Raw genomic sequence first — 18,765 nt, forward strand, 5'->3', positions numbered from 1 at the left:
TGTACTGATCGCGATAGCCGTTATCGGGATCGAAGGTGTTCTTCGGGCCACCGTCGAACTCGACATTGTCAGCCGTCACCACATGCAGCGGCGACAGGTAGCCCGACCATTTTTCGCCGGCGAAGGCGCGGTTCAGCTCGTCGACGAGCTGCCAGCCCTGCAGGTTCAGCGGCTCGGCGACCGTCACTTTCTGGAACTGGCCGGCGCGGATGCGCTGATAGGCCGATTCCGAGCCGTCGCCGGCGGCGACGTTGATCGGCGCATCGGTGCCGCCCTTGCCGGCGGCGGCGAGCGACGGTCCCATGAAGTCGAAATAGAGGTCGTTGATGGCGAGCGAATGGGTCCACTGGTCACCGTATTTCTGCAAGAGCGATGTCGTCAGCTGCGGCATGCGCTGCGACGTCTCGGCGATCGGCGTGTCGACATATTCGAGCACCTTGCCGCCGAGCGCCTCGATCTCCGCCTTCATCTTGTCGGCCTTGGCAATGGCGATCGCATAGGTCGAGTCGGTGAAGATCACCACGCCCGGCTTGCCCTTGGCGTCGACGAAGGCCCAGTTGGCGGCAGCCTTTGACACTTCCATGGCGTCGGTGCTGACATTGGCGAAGAGCCCGGTCTTGTCGTCCGGGCCGATGACCGGGCCGGCGTGCCAGGCGACGAGCGGAATACCGGCAGCCTTTGCCTGTTCCAGCGCCGGCGCCTGCTCGACGGCGTCGAAGCCGTTGATGATGATGCCGGCCGGCTTCAGCGCCATTGCCTGGCCGAAGGCCGCCGTGCGGCCGCCGATCGAGCCGGCGCCGTCGATCACCTTCACCTCCCAGCCGATCGCCGTGGCCGCCTCTTCGACGCCGGTGGTAACGCCGAGGATGCCGCCGTTCTTAAGGTCGCCGGCGAGCACGACGATGGTCTTGCCCTCCTCAGCCTTCGGGCCGGCGGTCGGCCCATCCCAAGCGGTCACCTTGTTCGCGTATTTGGTGACGATCGCCTCGGCGTCGGCCATCGGATCGGCAAGCGCGACATTGGCGCCCACCAGCGCGATTGCCGCAACCGTGCCTACCATGAAAGTCCTGCGTTTCATTTACCTTCCTCCCTTGGGTTCGTTATTCGATGCAGATCTTTGGAATTCACTTCCTTCCAGCCGGCTCCGGGGCCGCAGCCGGCGGCTTGCGCGTCACCGTCCCCCTCCTGCGCTGCGCGTAGCCGGCTATGCCGATCGCGACGAGCAGCGTGACGCCGTTGAAGAGCGGTTCGACGAAGAATGAGCCACCGATTTGCTGGATGCCGGAGATGCCGACCGCCAGGATGATGACGCCGATCATCGTGCCCCAGACGTTGACGCGGCCGGGCTTAATCGTGGTCGAGCCGAGGAAGGCTCCGACTAGGGCGGGCAGCAGATATTCGAGACCGACGCTTGCCTGGCCGATCCGGAGCTTCGAGGCGAGCAGGACGCCGGCAAGTGCCGCAAGCGTGCCCGAGGAGACGAAGGCGCCTATTACGAAGCGGCGGACCGGGATGCCGTTCAACGCTGCCGCCTTCGGGTTGGCTCCGATCGCATAGACGTAGCGGCCGATCGGCAGGTATTCGAGGACCAGCCACAGCACCAGCGCCAGGATGAAGACGTAGAAGCCGGTGATCGGCAGGCCGAGCACCATCGTTCCGTTCAACGAATAGAAGCCTTCCGGCAGAACGCCGACCACTTGCCGGCCGCCGGTGTGCCAGAGCGCCAGCGCGTAGAGGATGGTGCCGGTACCGAGCGTGGCGATGAAGGAGTCGATCCGCGCCACCTCGACGAGCAGGCCGTTCAGGAAACCGGTGAGCGCACCCAGGAGTAGGACGATCAGCACGGCGGCGGGCCAGGGCACGCCGAACATCGTCTGCAGGCTGATGGCAAGGATGTGCCAGAGAACGATGCCGTAACCGACTGTGAGGTCAATGCGTCCCGAGGCCATCGGGATCATCGCCGCGAGCGACAGGATGGCGATGATCGCCTTGTCGGAGATGATCGAGCGGACATTGAGGACCGTCGGAAAGGTCTGCGGCAGGAGCAGCGAGAACAGAACGATGAGCAACAGGGTTAGGATGACGAGGCCGTAGACCGGCAGGAAGCGGATGAGCTTCTGCGCCAGGCTGAGGCCGGCAAGCTCGCCGTGGGTGGGTTCAAGCGCGGTGGATTCGATCGACTGCATATTCTTCTCCCAGAAACTCAGGCGGCTTCGGAGGCCGAGGCGGCGGCGATCACCGCCGGGGTCGTTAGTTCTTCACCCTTGAGCTCACGGACGATGCGTCCTCGCGAAAAGACCAGGGCGCGATGGCAGATATGGGCGATTTCCTCGAAATCGGTCGAGACGACGACGACGGCGAGCCCCGCCTCGAGCGCCCGGGCGATCAGTCGATAGATATCGGCCTTGGCGCCGACGTCGACGCCAGCGGTCGGATCCTCGGCTACAAGCAGCTTGCGGCCGGTCGCGAGCCAGCGGCCTACCACCACTTTCTGCTGGTTGCCGCCGGACAGCGCCTCGATCGGCAGGCTCTGGTCGTTCGGCCTCAGGCCGACGCTTTCACCGATCGCCTCCGCCAGGGCGGCCTCCTTCGAGGGCGCGAGGACCGAAAACAGGCCGCGGCCAGAGGCCTGCGGATTGAGGAAGGTGTTTTCGCGCAGCGACAGCGACATGGCGACCGATTCTTCCGTTCGGTCGCGGGCGATCAAGCCGACGCCGGAGCGCATCGCCGCCACCGGGCTTGACAGGTCCGGTTGCTCTCCGCCGATCGTGATCGTTCCCGAAAACGGCTGGCAGCCGAACAGCGCGCGGCCGACCAATTCCTGACCGGCGCCGCGCAGGCCGACGAGCCCGATGAGTTCGCCCTTGAGCACATCGAAGGAAACAGGCCCGACGCCCTGGCAGGCGAGCTGCCTGACGCTGACAACCGCTTTGCCCGGCGTACTCGCCGCCTTGACGAAGAGTTGATCGGCCTTGCGACCGACAATCATTTCGATGAGTTCGTCCGGGTTCGTCTCGGCGACCGGCTTCTGGCCGACGAGGCGGCCGTCGCGCAGCACCGCAACGCGATCGGCGATCCGGAAGATCTCGTCGAGCCGATGCGAAACGTAGATCATCGCGACGCCGCGCTCTTTCAGCGGCCGGATGGCGTTGAAGAGTCGCTCCACCTCGTCAGCGGGAAGGCTCGCCGTTGGCTCGTCGAGCACCAGCACATCCGCCTCGACGGCAAGGGCGCGGGCGATCGCCACCAGCGATTTCTCCGTGCGTGTCAGCGCTTGGACGCGGGTCGAGGGATCGAAATCGCAGCCGACGAGACGCAAGGCCTCGCGCGCCCGCTCCTCGGTGCGCCGCCAGTCGATCAGCCGGGTCCTCATCGAGAAGCCCTGCGCCAAGCCCACATTCTCGGCGACCGTCATCCATTCGATGAGGCCGAGATCCTGATGGATGAAGGCGACCGGCTGGCGCTTGTTCGGTTTCGGCGGCTGGTTGACATAGGGCTCGCCGCGGAACCGGATCTCGCCGCCGTCCGGCCGGTAGATACCGGCAAGCGTCTTGATCAGCGTCGACTTGCCGGCGCCGTTCTCGCCGAGAAGCGCAAGGATTTCACCGGCTTCGAGGTCGAGCGAAACCTGCGACAGGGCCCGGGTGCCACCGAACTCCTTGGTGATCGCGCGGAACTCCAAGAACTTTTCACCATTCATGCGCTCCTCCCAAAGCCGATTGATGAGAACCTTATGGTATCGATAACAACTCTGTCAACGCACGTTTGTGGTTTTATTTTTCGCCCTTGCCAGCAACAGAATATTTCCTATGGTATCGATACCATTTTACCAAGCCCTGCGTAGCGGGCTTCATCACGATTGCAGTGAGGCTTTCAAATGTCACAGGCGGAAATCGGCCTAATCGGTCTCGGCGTCATGGGCTCGAACCTGGCGCTCAACATCGCTGAAAAAGGCAACAAGATCGCGGTGTTCAACCGCACCGTCGAAGCGACGCATAAATTCTACGCGGAAGCCGGCGACCTTCAGGGCCAGATCGTGCCCTGCGACACCATTGAGGCGTTTGTCGCCGCCATCCGCCCGCCGCGGCCGATCATCATCATGATCAAGGCCGGCGAGCCGGTCGACCAGCAGATGCAGATCCTCAAGCCCTATCTGGCCAAGGGCGACATCATGATCGACGCCGGCAACGCCAACTTCCGCGACACGATGCGCCGCTTCGAGGCGCTGAAGGACACGGGCCTGACCTTCATCGGCATGGGCGTGTCCGGCGGTGAGGAGGGCGCCCGTCACGGTCCGTCGATCATGGTCGGTGGCACGGAAGAGTCGTGGAAACGGGTCGAGCGCGTGTTGACCTCGATCGCCGCGACATACGACAACGACCCTTGCGTCGCCTGGCTCGGCGAAAACGGCGCCGGCCACTTCGTCAAGACCATCCACAACGGCATCGAATATGCCGACATGCAGATGATCGCCGAGATCTACGGCATCCTGCGCGACGGCCTGAAGATGTCGGCGGAGGAGATCGGCGAGGTCTTCGGCGGCTGGAACAAGGGCCGGCTCAATTCCTACCTGATCGAGATCACCGAGAAGGTGCTGAAGGCCGCCGATCCGTTGACCGGCCAGCCGATCGTCGACCTGATCCTCGACAAGGCCGGCCAGAAGGGCACCGGCAAGTGGTCGGTGATCGAGGCGCAGACCATGGGCGTGCCGGCGACCGGCATCGAGGCGGCGGTGGCCGCGCGCAGCCTGTCGTCGATGAAGGACGAGCGCGAGGCGGCGGAAAAGATCCTTGGCCTGCCGGCTGTCGGCGCCTTGCAGGTCAACGACAGGGCCGCCTTCCTCAAGGATCTCGAAAGCGCGCTGCTCGCCGCCAAGATCGGCGCCTATGCGCAGGGCTTCGCGGTGATGGCGGCGGCGTCGAAGGAGTTCGGCTGGAACCTGCCGATGCCTGTTATCGCCAGGATCTGGCGGGCCGGCTGCATCATCCGTTCGCAGTTCCTCGACGAGATCACCACCGCCTTCACCCGGGCGCCGGATGCCGCCAACCTGATCGTCACGCCGGCCTTTGCCGCGATGGTCCAGGAAACCGACGCAGCGCTGCGCCGCGTCGTCTCGTCCGCCATGCTCGGCGGCCTGCCGGTGCCGGCGCTCGCCTCGGCCCTCGGCTACTTCGACAGCTACCGCCGCGGCCGCGGCACGGCCAACGTCATCCAGGCGCAGCGCGACTTCTTCGGTGCGCACGGCTTCGACCGCGTCGACGGCGCCGACAGCCACCACGGCCCGTGGGCATAGCTTATCGGTAATGAGACAGTACTACGACAAGGCGAAGTGGTGAAAAAGCGGAGAAATTCAGCGTGTCAATAAGCTCAGCCGAACGTCGAAGAAGGAGAATGCGTTGGACAGGGAGGGCATCCCCAGCTTAGACAAGTTATCCCGCACTGCCAGCGTTCCAGTCGAAAATCTTCTCAATGCGCCGCGCACACAAGCTTGAGAAGAACGCGAGACGCGACCCCCTGCAGCCCCTAGCATCTGACCGCTGGCAGAAATCCGCGTAAGAACCTCATTTTCCGCTGGCGCGATCGCGTTTGACGATATCGGCAATCGTATTCTTGCTGATGACCAGGTCGCGGGCGATCCAGCGATAGCTTCGGCCTTGCGCGATGAGCGCCAGCACCTTCGGTGCGAGCTTGTCCGACTTTGGCCGCTGACCGGGTTGCCGTCCGAGCTTTCTTCCGCGCGCCTTGGCAGCGGCAAGCCCGGATTTTACGCGCTCACTAATGAGATCGCGCTCGAACTCGGCAATGCCTGAAAGAAACGTCGCAAGCATCCGACCGTGCGGGGTAGAGAGATCGAAGGTCATGCCGTTCATGGCAATCACTGAGACCTTCCGGCTTTCCAGCTCACGCAGTGTGCTGAGTAGATCGATCGTCGAGCGTCCCCATCGGGAAAGCTCTGTGACCAGAACCAAATCAATGTCCCGGGCCTGGGCGAGCGCCATGACCTTCTTCCGTTCGGCTCGATCCAACTTAGCTCCGGAGCCCGTCTCCTTATATATCCCGGCGATTGCGTAGCCGGCGCGCTCGGCAAAAGCAGTTAGGTCTCGCTCCTGCCGCTCACAGGACTGATCAGTTGTCGAGACCCGGCAGTAAATCGCAGCGCGCTGTCCCAATTGAACCCTCGTGGATTTGAATGCCGGAAGGCCTTGATTTGTATGGACCGATTGTTGTCCAAAACAGACTATACTTCAATGGGGACAACATCTGCATGCCACGGCGCACAATCCTGACCGAACGCCAGCGCGAGAAGCTCTTCGATCTGCCGACGGACGAACCGTCATTGCTTCGCCATTACATACTGAGTGACGAAGACCTGCGTCACGTCAGACAACGTCGCCGCCCGCGAAATCGATTGGGCTTCGCCCTGCAGCTTTGCGCCTTCCGATATCCCGGTCGTCTCTTGCAGCCAGGCGAGATGATCCCGCCCTCGATGTTGGCCTTCATCGGCGCGCAGATCGGTGTCGCGACTGAAGAACTTGCCGAGTACGGCGCCAGATCGGAAACGCGGTATCAGCATTCGGCGGCATTGCAGCAACTCTACGGCTATCGACCGTTCGAAGGCCAAGTGCGCGCAGATATGCTCACATGGCTTGAGGCGGCCGCCGAGAGATCAAGAACGAATGACCTGTTGGCGGCCGAGTTTCTGGCGGAACTGCGCCGTCGCAATGTCATTGTCCCGGCGATCTCAACCGTTGAACGGTGCTCTGCCGACGCCCTGGTCGCCGCCGAACGCGCGATCGCGTCCCGCATCACCGGGCGTCTGGACGTGCAGAGCCGCACTCGGCTTCTGTCCCTGCTTTCCGAAACTGCCGATGGCCGGATCACCCGCTTTGTGTGGTTGCGTCAGTTCGAAGTCGGCTCCAACTCCAACGATATGAATGGCCTGCTCGACCGGCTGGAATTTCTGGATAAACTCGCCATCGATATTGGCACTCTCGACGGCATCCCACCTCACCGCGTGGCCGGCCTGCGCCGCCAGGGCGAACGCTATTCCGCCGATGGTATGCGGGATTTGCCGGAAAATCGACGATTGGCGATCTTGGCGGCATGCGTCGTGGAATGGTCGGCGATGTTGGCGGATGTCGCCGTCGAGACGCATGACCGCATTGTCGGAAAACTCTACCGTGCCTGTGAACGCAAACGGGATGAGCTGCTGCAAGCCGAGCGTGCCTCGATCGGCGATACGCTAAAAATGCTTTCCCGCTTCGGCAAGGCACTGATCACCGCGCATGAGGAGCAGGATGACTTGGAACTGGCCATCGCGGAAGGCGGTGGCTGGGAGCTGCTCCGCCAGACTGTCGCGCAGGCGGCCGCGCTCACCGGCAAGGTCTCGGCGGACCCGCTGGAATTTGTGACCGACGGATATGCCCGTTTCCGGAGATATGCGCCTCGGCTTCTGGAAGTCCTGGCGTTCCGCGGCGGGCGCGGCGCGGATTCGCTGCTCGAGGCATTGGAATTGCTGCGCCGCCTTAATCGCAGGGGCCATCGCACATTGCCGTTAAATGCACCACTCGACTTTGCCCGAGCTAGATGGCGCAAACGAATTCTGATGGATGGGAAGCCAGATCGGCAAGCTTGGGAAATCGGGCTGTTGTTCGAACTCCGCAATGCTCTGCGCTCGGGCGATATCTGGCTGGCGGACAGCAGACGGTATCGCGAGATCAGCACGGCGTTGGTGCCGATCGAAACGGTATCCGAAACAGCTCGGCTGGCCGTTCCGCTGGAGGCGGACGACTGGCTTCGCCATCGAAGCCACATTCTCAAACGCGGCATGACGCATATCGCATGTGCCAATGAGGCCGGCGTTCTTGCAGGTGCGGCCATCGTAGACGGCAAGCTTCAGATCGACAGGCTCGAAAGGGCGGCGCCGGAGGAGGCTGCCGCGCTCGTCTTGAAACTCTATGAAAGCATGCCGTCCGTTCGGATCACGGACATTCTCATTGAGGTCGATCAAAAACTGCGCTTCACAGATGCCTTTACTGATCTCCGTACGGGGATTGCGTGCGGAGATCGGATCGGCGTCATGACCGTTCTGCTCGCCGATGGTGTCAACCTGGGTCTCAGGAAGATGGCCGACGCCTGCGACACCCACACTTTCTGGGAGTTGCTGCGGATCGGCAAATGGCACGTCAGAGAGGAGACAACGGCACGCGCCCTTGCGATGATCGTCGAGGCGCAGTCGAAATTACCGATGGCCCGCTTCTGGGGCGACGGAACGACATCGTCCTCGGATGGCCAGCACTTTCCGGCAGGTTCGACCGGTGAAGCATTGAATGTCGTCAATGCCCGGTACGGCAACGAGCCGGGCCTTTCGGCGTACAGCCATGTCTCTGATCAATACGCTCCCTATTCGACCCAGATCATTCCCGCGACCGCTCACGAAGCGCCATACATTCTTGATGGTCTGCTGCAGAACGACACTGGAAGGCAAATCCGGGAGCATTATGCGGATACCGGGGGTTTCACGGATCATGTCTTTGCCATCTGCTCCGTTCTCGGCTTCCGGTTCGCGCCGAGAATCCGCGATCTGCCAGACAAGCGGCTTTACGTTCCCGCTCTCGATCTGGTGCCTCCTGCTCTTCAGCCGCTGATCGGCGGCCGCATTAACATTCGGCTGATCCGCGAAAATTGGCCCGATATCCTGCGGCTCGCCGCCAGCATGGCCGCCGGGACCGTCGTGCCAAGTCAGATTCTTCGAAAACTCGCCGCCTATCCGCGTCAAAACAGCCTGGCGCTGGCGCTCAGGGAAGTCGGGCGTCTGGAGCGTTCGATCTTCATGCTCGACTGGCTGAGCGATATGGATTTGCAGCGTCGAGCGCAGATCGGGTTGAATAAGGGTGAGGCCCATCACGCCCTCAAGCGCGCGGTCAACTTCAACAGGCGCGGCGAAATCCGAGACCGGTCGTCCGAGGGACAGCAACACCGAATTGCCGGTCTCAACCTCCTCACCGCCATCATCATCTATTGGAACACAAGGAAGCTCGGCGAAATCGTCGCCGAGCAAATCGCCAGCGGCGAACAGATCGACCTCGGGCTCCTTCCTCACGTCTCACCGCTCGGATGGGAGCATATAACGCTCACTGGGGAATATCGGTGGCCGCCGTTAAGGTAGTATATCGCCCCCTCCCGCAAACGACCCCTTGCGCGCCAAGGCTGGGCCTGCCGTATCGTGCGCAGCATTAGATTGCGAACTGCCACTCGGGAACTGCCGGAAAACGCGGCCTTCGTAGCCCAGCCAATCGCGTCCTGGTCAATCGGGGGGGGCGCCATCTGGCCACCAGGACGGCTTCACGGTCGCGGTTTCGGTGCAGCGCGGTTCAGCTAACAGCAGCCTTCAACGGCTGCCAAAAACAAAAGATCGAAGTGAGCCGACCCGCTACGGCGGGTCGACTGTTGTGGTTGGGGAGGGGAGAGGGGAGGGGCGTCGGGGCGCCCCTCGTTCCGGTCCTCGCCCGCTCGATGCGGGCTGGGATCGGCCGGGGAGGAATTACCGTGCGGCGTCTTCCTTGCCGCCTTGGTGAGCAAGCGGTTGACGGCTTGGGTTGCGGGGAGCACTACCGCACCATTCCGCTCCATCATAGCAAAGCGGAAAATAGACATTGTTGGCCGTCCATGCGGTAAAGGGCCTCCCGTTTACTTCGCCGTATCCCCTATCAAATTCGACATCGAGCTCTGCATCGCTAAGTGTGATCGATACAATCGCGCTCCAACTCTCGTTGTTGCGCTGAAGTGCATCGGAGATAAGTTCACGCCAAGTTGCGTTTTCCATTTCCATTCCTCGAAACGTTCTGCCTCTTATTGCACTATGCCGAGTTTTTCGCCAAGGCTCGGCGGATGCGACGGTCCGGATTCCTTGATCATTGCCAGCATCATTTCCCGCGTCAGGCCGCGAACCTCGTAGCCTTGTGTCCGCACAGCCTCGACGATCGATTCCAGGGTTGAGTATTCCTCAAGGAACGCGCCCAGCCACAAGGCGCATTCGTCGGTCTGCGGGTCGGGAAACGCTTGCAAAAAGAAGGTCCCCAGGGGCCGGTCATAGCCAATCGTGGCGTCAGGATCGGCGTTGGTCGCGGACTTCACTTCAACTGTATAGCGGCTCAATGTCGGTTCCTTTCGTGCTCGATGGCCGCACCACGTGTGGCGCGGCCAATTTCTATTTGAAAAGCGGCATTGTCCGCTTATTCGTCAGGGCGGCCCGCTCCGTCGCGAAGGTGTAGCCGTCCCAATCCTTCCAAGCCTCCCAACCTCTCGGCGTGGCGCGCCCATACCAGACGCGCACCTGCACTCTATCGGCAGCCAACTCCTTCACAATGGAAACCGTGTGACTTCCGCCCAAGCCAGAAGGGATGTCGAAAACCTCGACGCTGCGGCGTTCGTGTCGCATCGTGCGCCTCCTAAAGCCGGAAATGAAGCACAAGCGCCTGATTGGCGCGGTGGCAAGCAAGGGCGTAGGCAACCATCTGCGCGATCAAATCGGCGTCGGTCGCGCCCGCCCTCTTGGCTCTGTCGGCGATGTCCTCGGCGAGTTCACTATCGTCCTCGCCGACATGTTTGTTGCCGACAATCCAAGAAATCTGTCCGGTCGGGACTTCGGACCGGAGTTTCCCGGGAAGGGCGGAAATTCGCCCCTTGCGTGTGCTTGCTGCGGTTCCAGCCTGTTCTGCTTCCGTCGCGGTCGGGAAATAGGCCAAAACCAAGTTCCGGCGCTGCGCGTCGGCAGCGCTGATGAACGCCTGCCCGCCGTCGTCGGTCTTGTAGAGCGCCCAATCGGCGGCGGTGCCGCCGAAATAGGGATCACCGGTGCCATGGAACTCCATTGCAAAATAGATCGTATGGGTCATCTGAACGTCCTTCTCAATTGGAGTGATCAGGCGGCGCTGGCGTCGATGATCATTTTCAACACGCGTTGCGCTGCATGGCGTCCAGCCTCGTTAAGGTGCCGCTGCCACGCGCCTTGCGATGGCGACCAGCGAAAGCCGTTGGCTTTCAAAACGCGTCGTGTCGTATCGTCGGGTTTGTCGGGAAAGATCAGTTGGATACGCGCAATGTCGGCGTTCTCCTTGATCTCAACGGCAGCTGCGCTCGTCTCAAGCTCGCGGCTTCGGGTGCCGCGTTCCTTCATCCTTACGAGGACTGCAAGGCGCTGCTGTAGGCGGCGGAGCTCGGCACGGCTGTTGGTCGTGCTGAACCCGCGTCGTGATTGCCAAGGAGCCAGTTTGATGCCTCGGGCTGCTGCTTCCTCGGTAAGGCCGGTGTTGGCCACGACGGCCGCAACCATATCCTCTTCCGCGGCAAGGTCCTTTTCCATGCGCCGGATGATCACGTTCGCCGCCTTCATCTGATCGATAGAAAGCGCTGTCGCCTCGATGCGCGTCATGATCTTTTGCAACGCAGCCGGATCGCCAGAACGGATCGGTTCATCTTCCGCGCCATGCGGGAACGCTTTCCGCCGCACCGCCTTGCGGGCGATTGCCTCGTGCGTCTTAAGATCGGCTCGGCGGGCATCGGAAATCCGCATGCGCTTTTCGTTGCGGGCAACCGGGAAGCGCGCGGGACCGGTGATAAACCAGTTCATGCAACGGCCTTCCGCCGCCCAATAGCGCCGCGTCAACTCGACATGACGACGGGCGAAGGTTTCGATTTCCGCTTCCGGGATCGGGGCGCAAGCTTCGTTCCAAAGCTCGACAACGTGAACGGCGAACTGGTTCAGCCGCTCGGCCAGGTCCGCTAGCTCTGATTTCGCGCGCCGGTCGGGAAAATGGGTGAGGGCATGAAACCGCGACTCGATGTCCTCCGCCGCTATAGTTGCGGCGAAGGTCCCTGCGACAATGGCGAGGATGTTGTTTTCGAGGGTTGCGATTTGCATCATGCCTATCCCTCGACAAGGGTAGGGGCACGGCGTTCGATGCGGGATTGCAGCCCCGCCAGCGCGCCGGCAATGATGATGCCTCCGGGGGAAATCTCGTCGGTCTGCGCGAATACCGGATCGAGGACCGGTCGGCAGCATTTGAAATGCTTGGCCGCATCCTCAAGACTGACAAGCGGCGACGTGTAGGGGGAGCTTCCGTCCCCGCCGACAAGAACAATCTTGCCCGCGATCGGCTGGGGGAAGCCTTCAAAGATGGTGAAGGCGGTCAGGCCTTCCTGCAACCCTTCCTCATCGACAAGAAGTGTGTGGCGCTCGTCGAAACGCACGACTTCGAGGAGGCGGCAGCCAATCAGGTCGTAAACCGGCCGGATACCCGTCGAGACCGGAAGCCCGACCGGCTTAAAAATCGTCGTCTCCGGGTCCAGCACATAAGCGGTGTTTGCGCGTAACATTTTCTAGCCCTTTCCATCCGCGAAGCGGTCTAGCGTCTGCCCGAGGGGCAGGAGCCCCGCTCCTGCTTCCGAGTTCGCGCGGAGCAGCGGGAGAGAGGGAGGCAAGGGAACAAAACGGAGGGGGTTCGCCCGCCCGAGGCTCAAAGCCGAAGGGGCGACGCATGATCCGTACATGCGGATCTGCGTCGATCCTGCACGAAGCGAGCGCTGAGCGAGCGGAGGAAGGACGGGGAGACCGTTTTTTCCCTTGTGAGGGAGAGAGGGCGGCGCCTTCTTTCCCTCCATCAAGAAAGCACGCCGGCCGCCTAGCGGTCGTCATTTCAGATACAGAAAGGGCCGTCCTGCCTCGTGAACAGGACGACCCCTTGGCGCATGACAAGAAGGGCTAGCGACTTGCCATCACCAACTCAGGATGGGCCATGCCGTATGCGCCGCCTCCACCCCATTGATTTTGCGTGTTTGTGACCATTGAGGTTTCTGCCTTTCTGCCAGAATGTTTTCGGCAAGAGCTGGAGATTTGGCATGGCGGATGGTGAAGGATTTGTCGGACGATGCGAAGTGGTGGAGCCTCGTCGGGGAAACCGACGCTGGCCCAATGCTGTGAAAGCGCGGATTGTTGCGGAGAGCCTTCAGCCTGGAACCCGGGTCGCTGACGTAGCGCGTCGTTATGATCTCGTTGCACATCAGCTTTCGAGCTGGCGACGACAGGCGCGTCAGGGTCTTCTGGCGCTGCCTGCTGAGCTGCTGCCGGTCATGCCGGCCTTTGCGGACGGATCTATCGAACCTGCCTTCGTGCCACTGGCGATTACGACGGAGCCGAACATGACTTGTGATGCTTTGCCGACCCCGGAGCCGGTCGCGGCCGCTTCGCAGATCGTGACGGTAGAAATAGGGGCAGACCTCGTGATGCGGGTTCCCGGCGATGTACCGGTTGATCGGGTGGCGGCCTTGGTGCGTGCGATGCGAGCGCCGGCATGATCGTCGCGGGCCAACGCTTGCCGATCCTGATCGCGACGCGGCCGGTGGACTTCCGCTGTGGCCATCAGGCGTTGGCCTTGATGGTGCAGACCGAGTTAAAGCTTGATCCGCATTCCGGGGTGACGGTGATCTTCCGGTCGAAGCGCGGGGATCGTCTGAAAATCCTGGTATGGGATGGCACCGGAATGGTGCTGACCTACAAAGTCTTGGAACAGGGCAGCTTCGCCTGGCCCAAGGTGCAGGATGGAACGATGCGGCTGTCGCGGGGACAGTTTGAAGCCTTGTTCGAAGGGCTTGACTGGCGACGCGTGATGGCGCGGCGAGTGGTGCCCCCGGCTGCGGCAGGATGACTCACCAGCTTAATTTTGGCATTGTTTTATTGGGCTTTTCTGCTTCGCTTTGCTATGAAGACACATGTCGAAGCCGATCGATCTCAGCCAGTTCCCGGACCTCCCTCCCGAGGTATTGAATGCCTTTGCGGCAGTGCAGTTCGAGCTTTCGGTCGAGCGTGCGGCACGCCAGCATGAGCAGGCGGTGGTGGCCGAAAAGGACGCCTTCATCAGCGAGCTGAAGCAGCTGATCGAGAGGTTGGAGAGCCAGGTTCAGGACTATCGGCGCACGAAGTTCGGGCCGAAATCGGAAAAGCTTGATCCGACGCAGATGGAACTGGCGCTGGAGGACCTGGAGACGGCGATTGCCGAAACGCAGGCCCAGATCGCCTTCGTCGAGGAAAAGATCGCGGCCAGCGCCGTTGATCCCGCAAAGGCTGTTCCTCGCAAGGAGCGGAGGCCACGCGCACTGCCCCAGAGCCTGCCGCGGGTCGAGCGGGTGATCGAGCCCGACAGCATTGTCTGTCCCTGTGGTTGCGGCAACATGGTTCGGATCGGCGAAGATCGGACGGAACGGCTCGATCAAATTCCGGCACGCTATCAGGTGATTGTCACGGTCCGCCCGAAATACGCTTGCCCCAAGGGGCGCACGGGCGTCGTTCAGGCCAGAGCGCCGGCGCATTTGCTGGAGGGCAGCTGGCCGACCGAGGCCCTGTTGGCGCAGATCGCCGTGTCCAAGCATTCCGAACATATGCCGCTGAACCGGCAGGCCGCGGTCATGGCCCGACACGGAGTGCCGATCGACCGCACGGTCCTGGCAGATTGGATGGGTCGGACAGGTGCTGCGGTCGCGCCGGTGGTCGACCACATGGCCAAACGGCTGATGTCGGAAAGCGCGCGGCTCTATGTCGACGAGACCACGGCTCCGGTGCTGGATCCCGGGCGAGGCAAGACGAAGACCGGTTATCTCTGGGCCGTGCTGCGCGACGACCGCGGCTGGAACGGATCTGCGCCACCGGGCGTAGTGTTCCATTATCGACCGGGGCGTAAAGGCGAATATGCAGCAGAAATCCTCGACGGCTTCAACGGCACGATCCAAGTCGATGCCTACGGTGGCTACTCGCACCTGGCTACGCCAGACCGCACGGGCGGGGACCCGTTGAAGCTGGCCTTCTGCTGGGCGCATGGTCGCAGAAAGCTGATTAAGGCCAAACCCAAGAAGGGGTCGCCCATCGTCGACGAGGCGCTGTTGGGCATCGCCGCCCTCTACAAGATCGAGGATAGCATCCGCGGTTGCGATCCCGATCATCGCCGGGCTGTCCGCCAGAACCTGTCCCGTCCGCTGGTGGACGAGTTCTTCACCTGGTTGGCAGCTCAGGCCAAACGCGTCTCGCGCAAGTCCGACCTCGGCGAAGCCATGGCCTATATGCTGAGACGTCAAGACGGCTTCCGACTGTTCCTGGACGACGGCTGCGTCGACATCGACTCCAACCTCGTCGAAAACGCGATCAGAAGCCCCGCCATGAACCGCCGCAATGCGCTATTTGCCGGGCACGATGAAGGCGGCCGTAATTGGGCCCGTTTCGCCAGCCTGATCGGCACATGCAAGATGATTGGTGTCGAGCCCTATGCCTATTTGCGCGATCTCTTCATCAGCCTCGCCAACGGCCACCTCGCCAAAGACATCGAGGCCCTCATGCCCTGGGCCTATGCGCAACGCAGCGCCTCACAATGAGCTCGTCCGGGACTCCCCGATGAGCTCACAGGACCTTCCGCAAGCGATCGACATCGCCGTTGCAACCGCAAAATCAATGGGGCGGAGACGCCGCATACGCCATGCCGGCGCACCATATGCTGGTTTCAAAGGGGGTGTAAACCGGGAGTTGGAGGCAATTTGATGCAATCATCACAATCGGACGCGAAGCGGTCGTGGCGCAACCGATCGTTACCCGTATGGGCGAAGACCGCCTTTGGCGGGCTTCGTGCCGAAAGGTATAGAGCGGGCTTGCGCCAGCTATGCGCCAAGTTGATGCGACGCCCAGCGTTTTCAGACGCTCACGTAATTTCGATCATAAGCCGCAGACGGGAAGGCTCCGCTCCTCGCATTTCGAGAATCGCAAAACTGCTGGCTAACTGGCGCCCGGCGCCAACTTCACATTCGCCGCGCACGCGAGAGAAACCGCTTCAAGCTCAAACCGGCCAACAAAATGTATGGAGGCCCGGCGAGGGAATAGTGGCCACAGTTCAGTTTCAAGATGTTTGGCCTGGCACCGTCATCTTTCAGCCTTTGCAGGAACCTCTGCGATAGCTCTGGCAACACCACTTTGTCTCTTTTCGCCAGCACAACGTGGAGATCGAGATCAGGCCGTGCCAAACGATGCACGTAGTTCTCCATGTTAAGTGGAGCCCAGGCCCGTCTTAGATCGGCCAGCGCGATTTCAGGCTCAAGGCTATCGCGTATCAATCGTGTTGCGCGTCCCGTCCAAACCATATCCGCGAGACTTCCCGCGGTGAGAAACAACGAAGCTTTTGACACAGCAGGGTCGTGTGCGGCGATGAGCCCTGCAACCCAGGAGCCCAAGCTCATACCAAGAACCGAAATCTCCCGATAGCCTTCGCCCTTCAGCCAGCGTAGGAGTTTTCGCCCATCCCAAACTGCCTGCCGCACAGATTGGATCGTTCGACCGAGATTCGCGCTGAGCATGTAATCGGCGTGCGAGGAGCCCGGACGTCGGCGCTCAAAATGATAGGGCATTGCAATCTCAACAACCGTGATGCCACGCCGGGAAAAAAAATTGGCAATCTGACGATTTCGCGCGGTTGCATTCCAATGGTGAAAAACCACCAACGCCTGATCGAACGACCCGCTTTCGGTGATCTTCGCCGAGACAACGTTATTCTCTGCAATGTCAGTCGAGATGCCCGATGGAAATCTGAGCCACCCGTCTTGCTTCTGAAAACCTTGATCGCTCCCACTCGGCTCATCGAAGAAGGCTGGATCAGCGACGGCCTGGTCCGCAAAACGACAAAACTCCTCGAGACTTGCGACCTCCTTCGCATCTGGAAAGGCGCGTTCCGCGTCAAGGACGAAATCCGTTGTCTCCTTTTCCTCCTCGCCGCGCCGCGCCCGCCGCTCATCCCATCGATCAAGCCAATTATGATACACGCTGATGATTTCCTAACTCAGTCGCCCGCCATTGCCCAAAACCTGGATCAAACAGGCCGTAGATCGCAAGGAGCACGCCAACGCCCAAAAGGATCGAAAAGCCTGCAAACGCGCCGATCAGCAAGTAGCCGGCAACGAGCAGGCCTACAACTGCCGCCATCTCCCACAAAAGCACACGAAACCGACCTCCAACACGTAAACGGATGGAGCCAAACAGAAAGACGACGCACGTCGAAATAACGATAAGAAGACTGCTGAAATGCGTCGGCATCCTATAGCCGGCCCCGTCGCTTACATTATTGCGACCGTGAAGGACTGAAGACATGTCGCTGACCAACCAAGCCGCAACATTCTCGCCGCTCGATGTCAGGTAAGAGCTCTGGACCTTCATGCATATGGCGATCAGAACGCCCAATACGGTACAGCGAAAAATCCCGCGCATGACCCTAAGACCGACCTCATTGATCTCGTGCTGATAGTCTGCAGCAGACCGATGGTTCGTCGCCCCTTCAACTCTCCAGAGATCATAGACCACCGTATAAAGCAAAATGAGGCCGACGAAGAAAACATAGAAGCACAGGCACATGTATAGGTAAGCAATCCCTGTGAACAGGACCGCTTCTGGCACGGATATGACCTCTGGGCGCGCAAGTGCTAACTTGCCCCAATCCATTGCATAGTTACCACCGCCGTTCACCAATGGGATCAGGCACACTTCGATCCATTGAAAAAGACCTGCGAACAGCAGGCAAATCAAAAAGACCGCCCAGTATGTATAGGAAGAAGCTTCGACATTGCGCTCCCAGGCCTCGTCGCTTTGCATCCGGTCTGCCTGTGCAGCGAGCTTTAAGCGCGCCTCATTTTTCCAGAAGCCCAGCAGCTCTATGACCAACGCGCAAAACACCGGTAGAAGTAACAGGAAGACGAATGTCCAATTCGGCGCCCAAAGAAATCCAACCTGCTTAACAACGCCATCCGGCCGGTTGTAAGTAGCGTTGTGAATCCCCGTGATATACGACAAGAACCCAAGGGCGGCGGCACCTGCAAAGACCGACGCCGGCAAATTCAAGGGCGATCCGCGACTAAAGAGCGCCTCGGATCTCTTCGCCAAATCGAAACGCCGTCTTGGCCTCCTGGTGTCAGTATCTCGTGCCAACTCTTGCGGAGAGTTCGTCTCACCATCGACGACCGTGGTCCGCGGCGGATCTGGGACCCCAACGCTGCTCACGGCATGCTTCAAGTCTCGTCTCTTAGCCGCTAACCGAGATTGCGCCGCACTGAGTTCCATCTGCCATTCGCTGGTTGCCATCGGGTCATCGCACCCAAAGATCCTTGCGAGCCACCGAATGTTGGCGGTGCTAATCCCCTTCTCATTCTCTTGAAACCAAAGCTGCACCGTTCGTAGATCGACCCCGATCCGATTCGAATCGATCTGTGAAATCGCCTCTGCAAGAAGCTCAGGCGTCCATGGACCTGAAGGAAACCCATCATTGCCCAATGGCCGACCCGCTCCAGCCGCAGCCAATTGTTTAAACAGCTCCTTGAAATCACTTTCGTCTTTCGACGGCGAAAGAAAAAACTTTCCGTTCTTTATCAATGACTTATAGGCCCTGGTTTCGTTTCGTTTCGCTAGGTTTCGTGTCCTATCGTGCCATTACCCCTCAAATCACGCTCTTATCGACGGGATGCAACTTTTTAGCGCCTCCGAGATGAAGCGCGCAACTATTGGAAGGAGGGGGTCTTTTGTCGGTGAGGCACTCAATCATGTCAATTTCGGCGGCGTCAGCGTTCGAGCGCTGCATAGAGGCCGAAAGCCCAATAAGTTCGCTTCGGTCCCTTAGCTGGGGCGCCTATTCGGCAAGAATGCGCACGGCTTTGAGCGCGTTAGCTTCCGACGGTATTTCTTATATGGAG

17 protein-coding genes are annotated in these 18,765 nt (G+C 60.8%); 5 read left to right on the top strand and 12 right to left on the bottom strand.

What is annotated here, in order from left to right; all coding sequences use genetic code 11:
• From AC1Z3V_RS32410 to AC1Z3V_RS32420, 3 genes are all read right to left on the bottom strand, one after another.
• Positions 1-1,078, bottom strand: a 1,078-nt coding sequence (locus tag AC1Z3V_RS32410) for an ABC transporter substrate-binding protein (protein ID WP_483504198.1), incomplete at its 3' end; no start/stop codon positions are given.
• A 46-nt stretch (positions 1,079-1,124) separates the two neighbouring features.
• Positions 1,125-2,186 (bottom strand): ABC transporter permease, encoded by a 1,062-nt coding sequence (locus AC1Z3V_RS32415; protein WP_483504199.1) that lies wholly within the window; start codon positions 2,184-2,186, stop codon positions 1,125-1,127.
• 17 nt (positions 2,187-2,203) lie between these two features.
• Positions 2,204-3,700: a sugar ABC transporter ATP-binding protein gene (locus AC1Z3V_RS32420; protein WP_483504200.1), complete on the bottom strand. Its 1,497-nt coding sequence runs from the start codon at positions 3,698-3,700 to the stop codon at positions 2,204-2,206.
• A gap of 177 nt (positions 3,701-3,877) precedes the next feature.
• Between AC1Z3V_RS32420 and gndA the strand changes: the two genes are divergently transcribed.
• Entirely contained in the window at positions 3,878-5,293 is a 1,416-nt protein-coding gene (gene gndA, locus AC1Z3V_RS32425; RefSeq protein ID WP_483504201.1) for an NADP-dependent phosphogluconate dehydrogenase, read from the top strand.
• A 268-nt stretch (positions 5,294-5,561) separates the two neighbouring features.
• On the opposite strand, the gene AC1Z3V_RS32430 is transcribed toward gndA, so the two are convergent.
• A complete protein-coding gene (locus AC1Z3V_RS32430) occupies positions 5,562-6,170 on the bottom strand; it encodes a recombinase family protein (protein ID WP_483504202.1) in 609 nt (202 codons plus the stop codon).
• Between the two features lie 95 nt (positions 6,171-6,265).
• On the opposite strand from AC1Z3V_RS32430, the gene AC1Z3V_RS32435 reads away from it, so the two are divergent.
• The gene (locus AC1Z3V_RS32435) at positions 6,266-9,169 is read left to right on the top strand and encodes a Tn3 family transposase (protein ID WP_483504375.1); all 2,904 of its coding nucleotides are present in this window, start codon (positions 6,266-6,268) and stop codon (positions 9,167-9,169) included.
• A gap of 375 nt (positions 9,170-9,544) precedes the next feature.
• Here AC1Z3V_RS32435 and AC1Z3V_RS32440 read toward each other — a convergent pair whose 3' ends face one another.
• The 6 genes from AC1Z3V_RS32440 to AC1Z3V_RS32465 are packed head-to-tail and all read right to left on the bottom strand — an operon-like array spanning position 9,545 to position 12,378.
• A complete protein-coding gene (locus tag AC1Z3V_RS32440) occupies positions 9,545-9,826 on the bottom strand; it encodes a hypothetical protein (protein WP_483504203.1) in 282 nt (93 codons plus the stop codon).
• A gap of 26 nt (positions 9,827-9,852) precedes the next feature.
• Complete coding sequence (locus AC1Z3V_RS32445; protein ID WP_483504204.1) at positions 9,853-10,158, bottom strand: hypothetical protein; 306 nt, start codon at positions 10,156-10,158, stop codon at positions 9,853-9,855.
• A gap of 52 nt (positions 10,159-10,210) precedes the next feature.
• Complete coding sequence (locus AC1Z3V_RS32450) at positions 10,211-10,441, bottom strand: hypothetical protein (RefSeq protein WP_483504205.1); 231 nt, start codon at positions 10,439-10,441, stop codon at positions 10,211-10,213.
• Between the two features lie 10 nt (positions 10,442-10,451).
• A complete protein-coding gene (locus AC1Z3V_RS32455; protein ID WP_483504206.1) occupies positions 10,452-10,898 on the bottom strand; it encodes a hypothetical protein in 447 nt (148 codons plus the stop codon).
• Between the two features lie 26 nt (positions 10,899-10,924).
• On the bottom strand, positions 10,925-11,926 hold the full coding sequence (locus tag AC1Z3V_RS32460; protein WP_483504376.1) for a hypothetical protein: 1,002 nt from the start codon (positions 11,924-11,926) through the stop codon (positions 10,925-10,927).
• 2 nt (positions 11,927-11,928) lie between these two features.
• Positions 11,929-12,378: a DUF3846 domain-containing protein gene (locus AC1Z3V_RS32465; protein WP_483504207.1), complete on the bottom strand. Its 450-nt coding sequence runs from the start codon at positions 12,376-12,378 to the stop codon at positions 11,929-11,931.
• A 522-nt stretch (positions 12,379-12,900) separates the two neighbouring features.
• Between AC1Z3V_RS32465 and tnpA the strand changes: the two genes are divergently transcribed.
• The 3 genes from tnpA (at position 12,901) to tnpC (ending at position 15,420) form a co-directional block, all read left to right on the top strand.
• Positions 12,901-13,356: an IS66-like element accessory protein TnpA gene (tnpA, locus tag AC1Z3V_RS32470; RefSeq protein ID WP_483497908.1), complete on the top strand. Its 456-nt coding sequence runs from the start codon at positions 12,901-12,903 to the stop codon at positions 13,354-13,356.
• Positions 13,353-13,706, top strand: coding sequence for an IS66 family insertion sequence element accessory protein TnpB (gene tnpB / locus AC1Z3V_RS32475; protein ID WP_483497907.1), 354 nt, complete (start codon positions 13,353-13,355; stop codon positions 13,704-13,706). The genes tnpA and tnpB overlap by 4 nt, the downstream gene beginning before the upstream one ends.
• Positions 13,707-13,770: 64 nt before the next feature.
• Entirely contained in the window at positions 13,771-15,420 is a 1,650-nt protein-coding gene (gene tnpC, locus AC1Z3V_RS32480; protein WP_483497905.1) for an IS66 family transposase, read from the top strand.
• Between the two features lie 417 nt (positions 15,421-15,837).
• Here tnpC and AC1Z3V_RS32485 read toward each other — a convergent pair whose 3' ends face one another.
• The gene (locus tag AC1Z3V_RS32485) at positions 15,838-16,851 is read right to left on the bottom strand and encodes an RcgR family putative quorum lactone hydrolase (RefSeq protein WP_483504208.1); all 1,014 of its coding nucleotides are present in this window, start codon (positions 16,849-16,851) and stop codon (positions 15,838-15,840) included.
• Entirely contained in the window at positions 16,841-18,448 is a 1,608-nt protein-coding gene (locus AC1Z3V_RS32490) for an RcgA family putative transporter (protein WP_483504209.1), read from the bottom strand. The genes AC1Z3V_RS32485 and AC1Z3V_RS32490 overlap by 11 nt, the downstream gene beginning before the upstream one ends.
• Positions 18,449-18,765 lie beyond the last annotated feature (317 nt).

It is taken from the genome of Ensifer sp. 38_S197 (genome assembly GCF_056924495.1).

Coding starts and splice junctions, on each gene's coding strand:
- AC1Z3V_RS32415 (WP_483504199.1), bottom strand. CDS start 2,186: ATGCAGTCGATCGAATCCACCGCGCTTGAACCCACCCACGGCGAGCTT.
- tnpC (WP_483497905.1), top strand. CDS start 13,771: ATGTCGAAGCCGATCGATCTCAGCCAGTTCCCGGACCTCCCTCCCGAG.
- AC1Z3V_RS32465 (WP_483504207.1), bottom strand. CDS start 12,378: ATGTTACGCGCAAACACCGCTTATGTGCTGGACCCGGAGACGACGATT.
- AC1Z3V_RS32460 (WP_483504376.1), bottom strand. CDS start 11,926: ATGATGCAAATCGCAACCCTCGAAAACAACATCCTCGCCATTGTCGCA.
- tnpB (WP_483497907.1), top strand. CDS start 13,353: ATGATCGTCGCGGGCCAACGCTTGCCGATCCTGATCGCGACGCGGCCG.
- AC1Z3V_RS32435 (WP_483504375.1), top strand. CDS start 6,266: ATGCCACGGCGCACAATCCTGACCGAACGCCAGCGCGAGAAGCTCTTC.
- gndA (WP_483504201.1), top strand. CDS start 3,878: ATGTCACAGGCGGAAATCGGCCTAATCGGTCTCGGCGTCATGGGCTCG.
- AC1Z3V_RS32455 (WP_483504206.1), bottom strand. CDS start 10,898: ATGACCCATACGATCTATTTTGCAATGGAGTTCCATGGCACCGGTGAT.
- AC1Z3V_RS32440 (WP_483504203.1), bottom strand. CDS start 9,826: ATGGAAAACGCAACTTGGCGTGAACTTATCTCCGATGCACTTCAGCGC.
- tnpA (WP_483497908.1), top strand. CDS start 12,901: ATGGCGGATGGTGAAGGATTTGTCGGACGATGCGAAGTGGTGGAGCCT.
- AC1Z3V_RS32420 (WP_483504200.1), bottom strand. CDS start 3,700: ATGAATGGTGAAAAGTTCTTGGAGTTCCGCGCGATCACCAAGGAGTTC.
- AC1Z3V_RS32450 (WP_483504205.1), bottom strand. CDS start 10,441: ATGCGACACGAACGCCGCAGCGTCGAGGTTTTCGACATCCCTTCTGGC.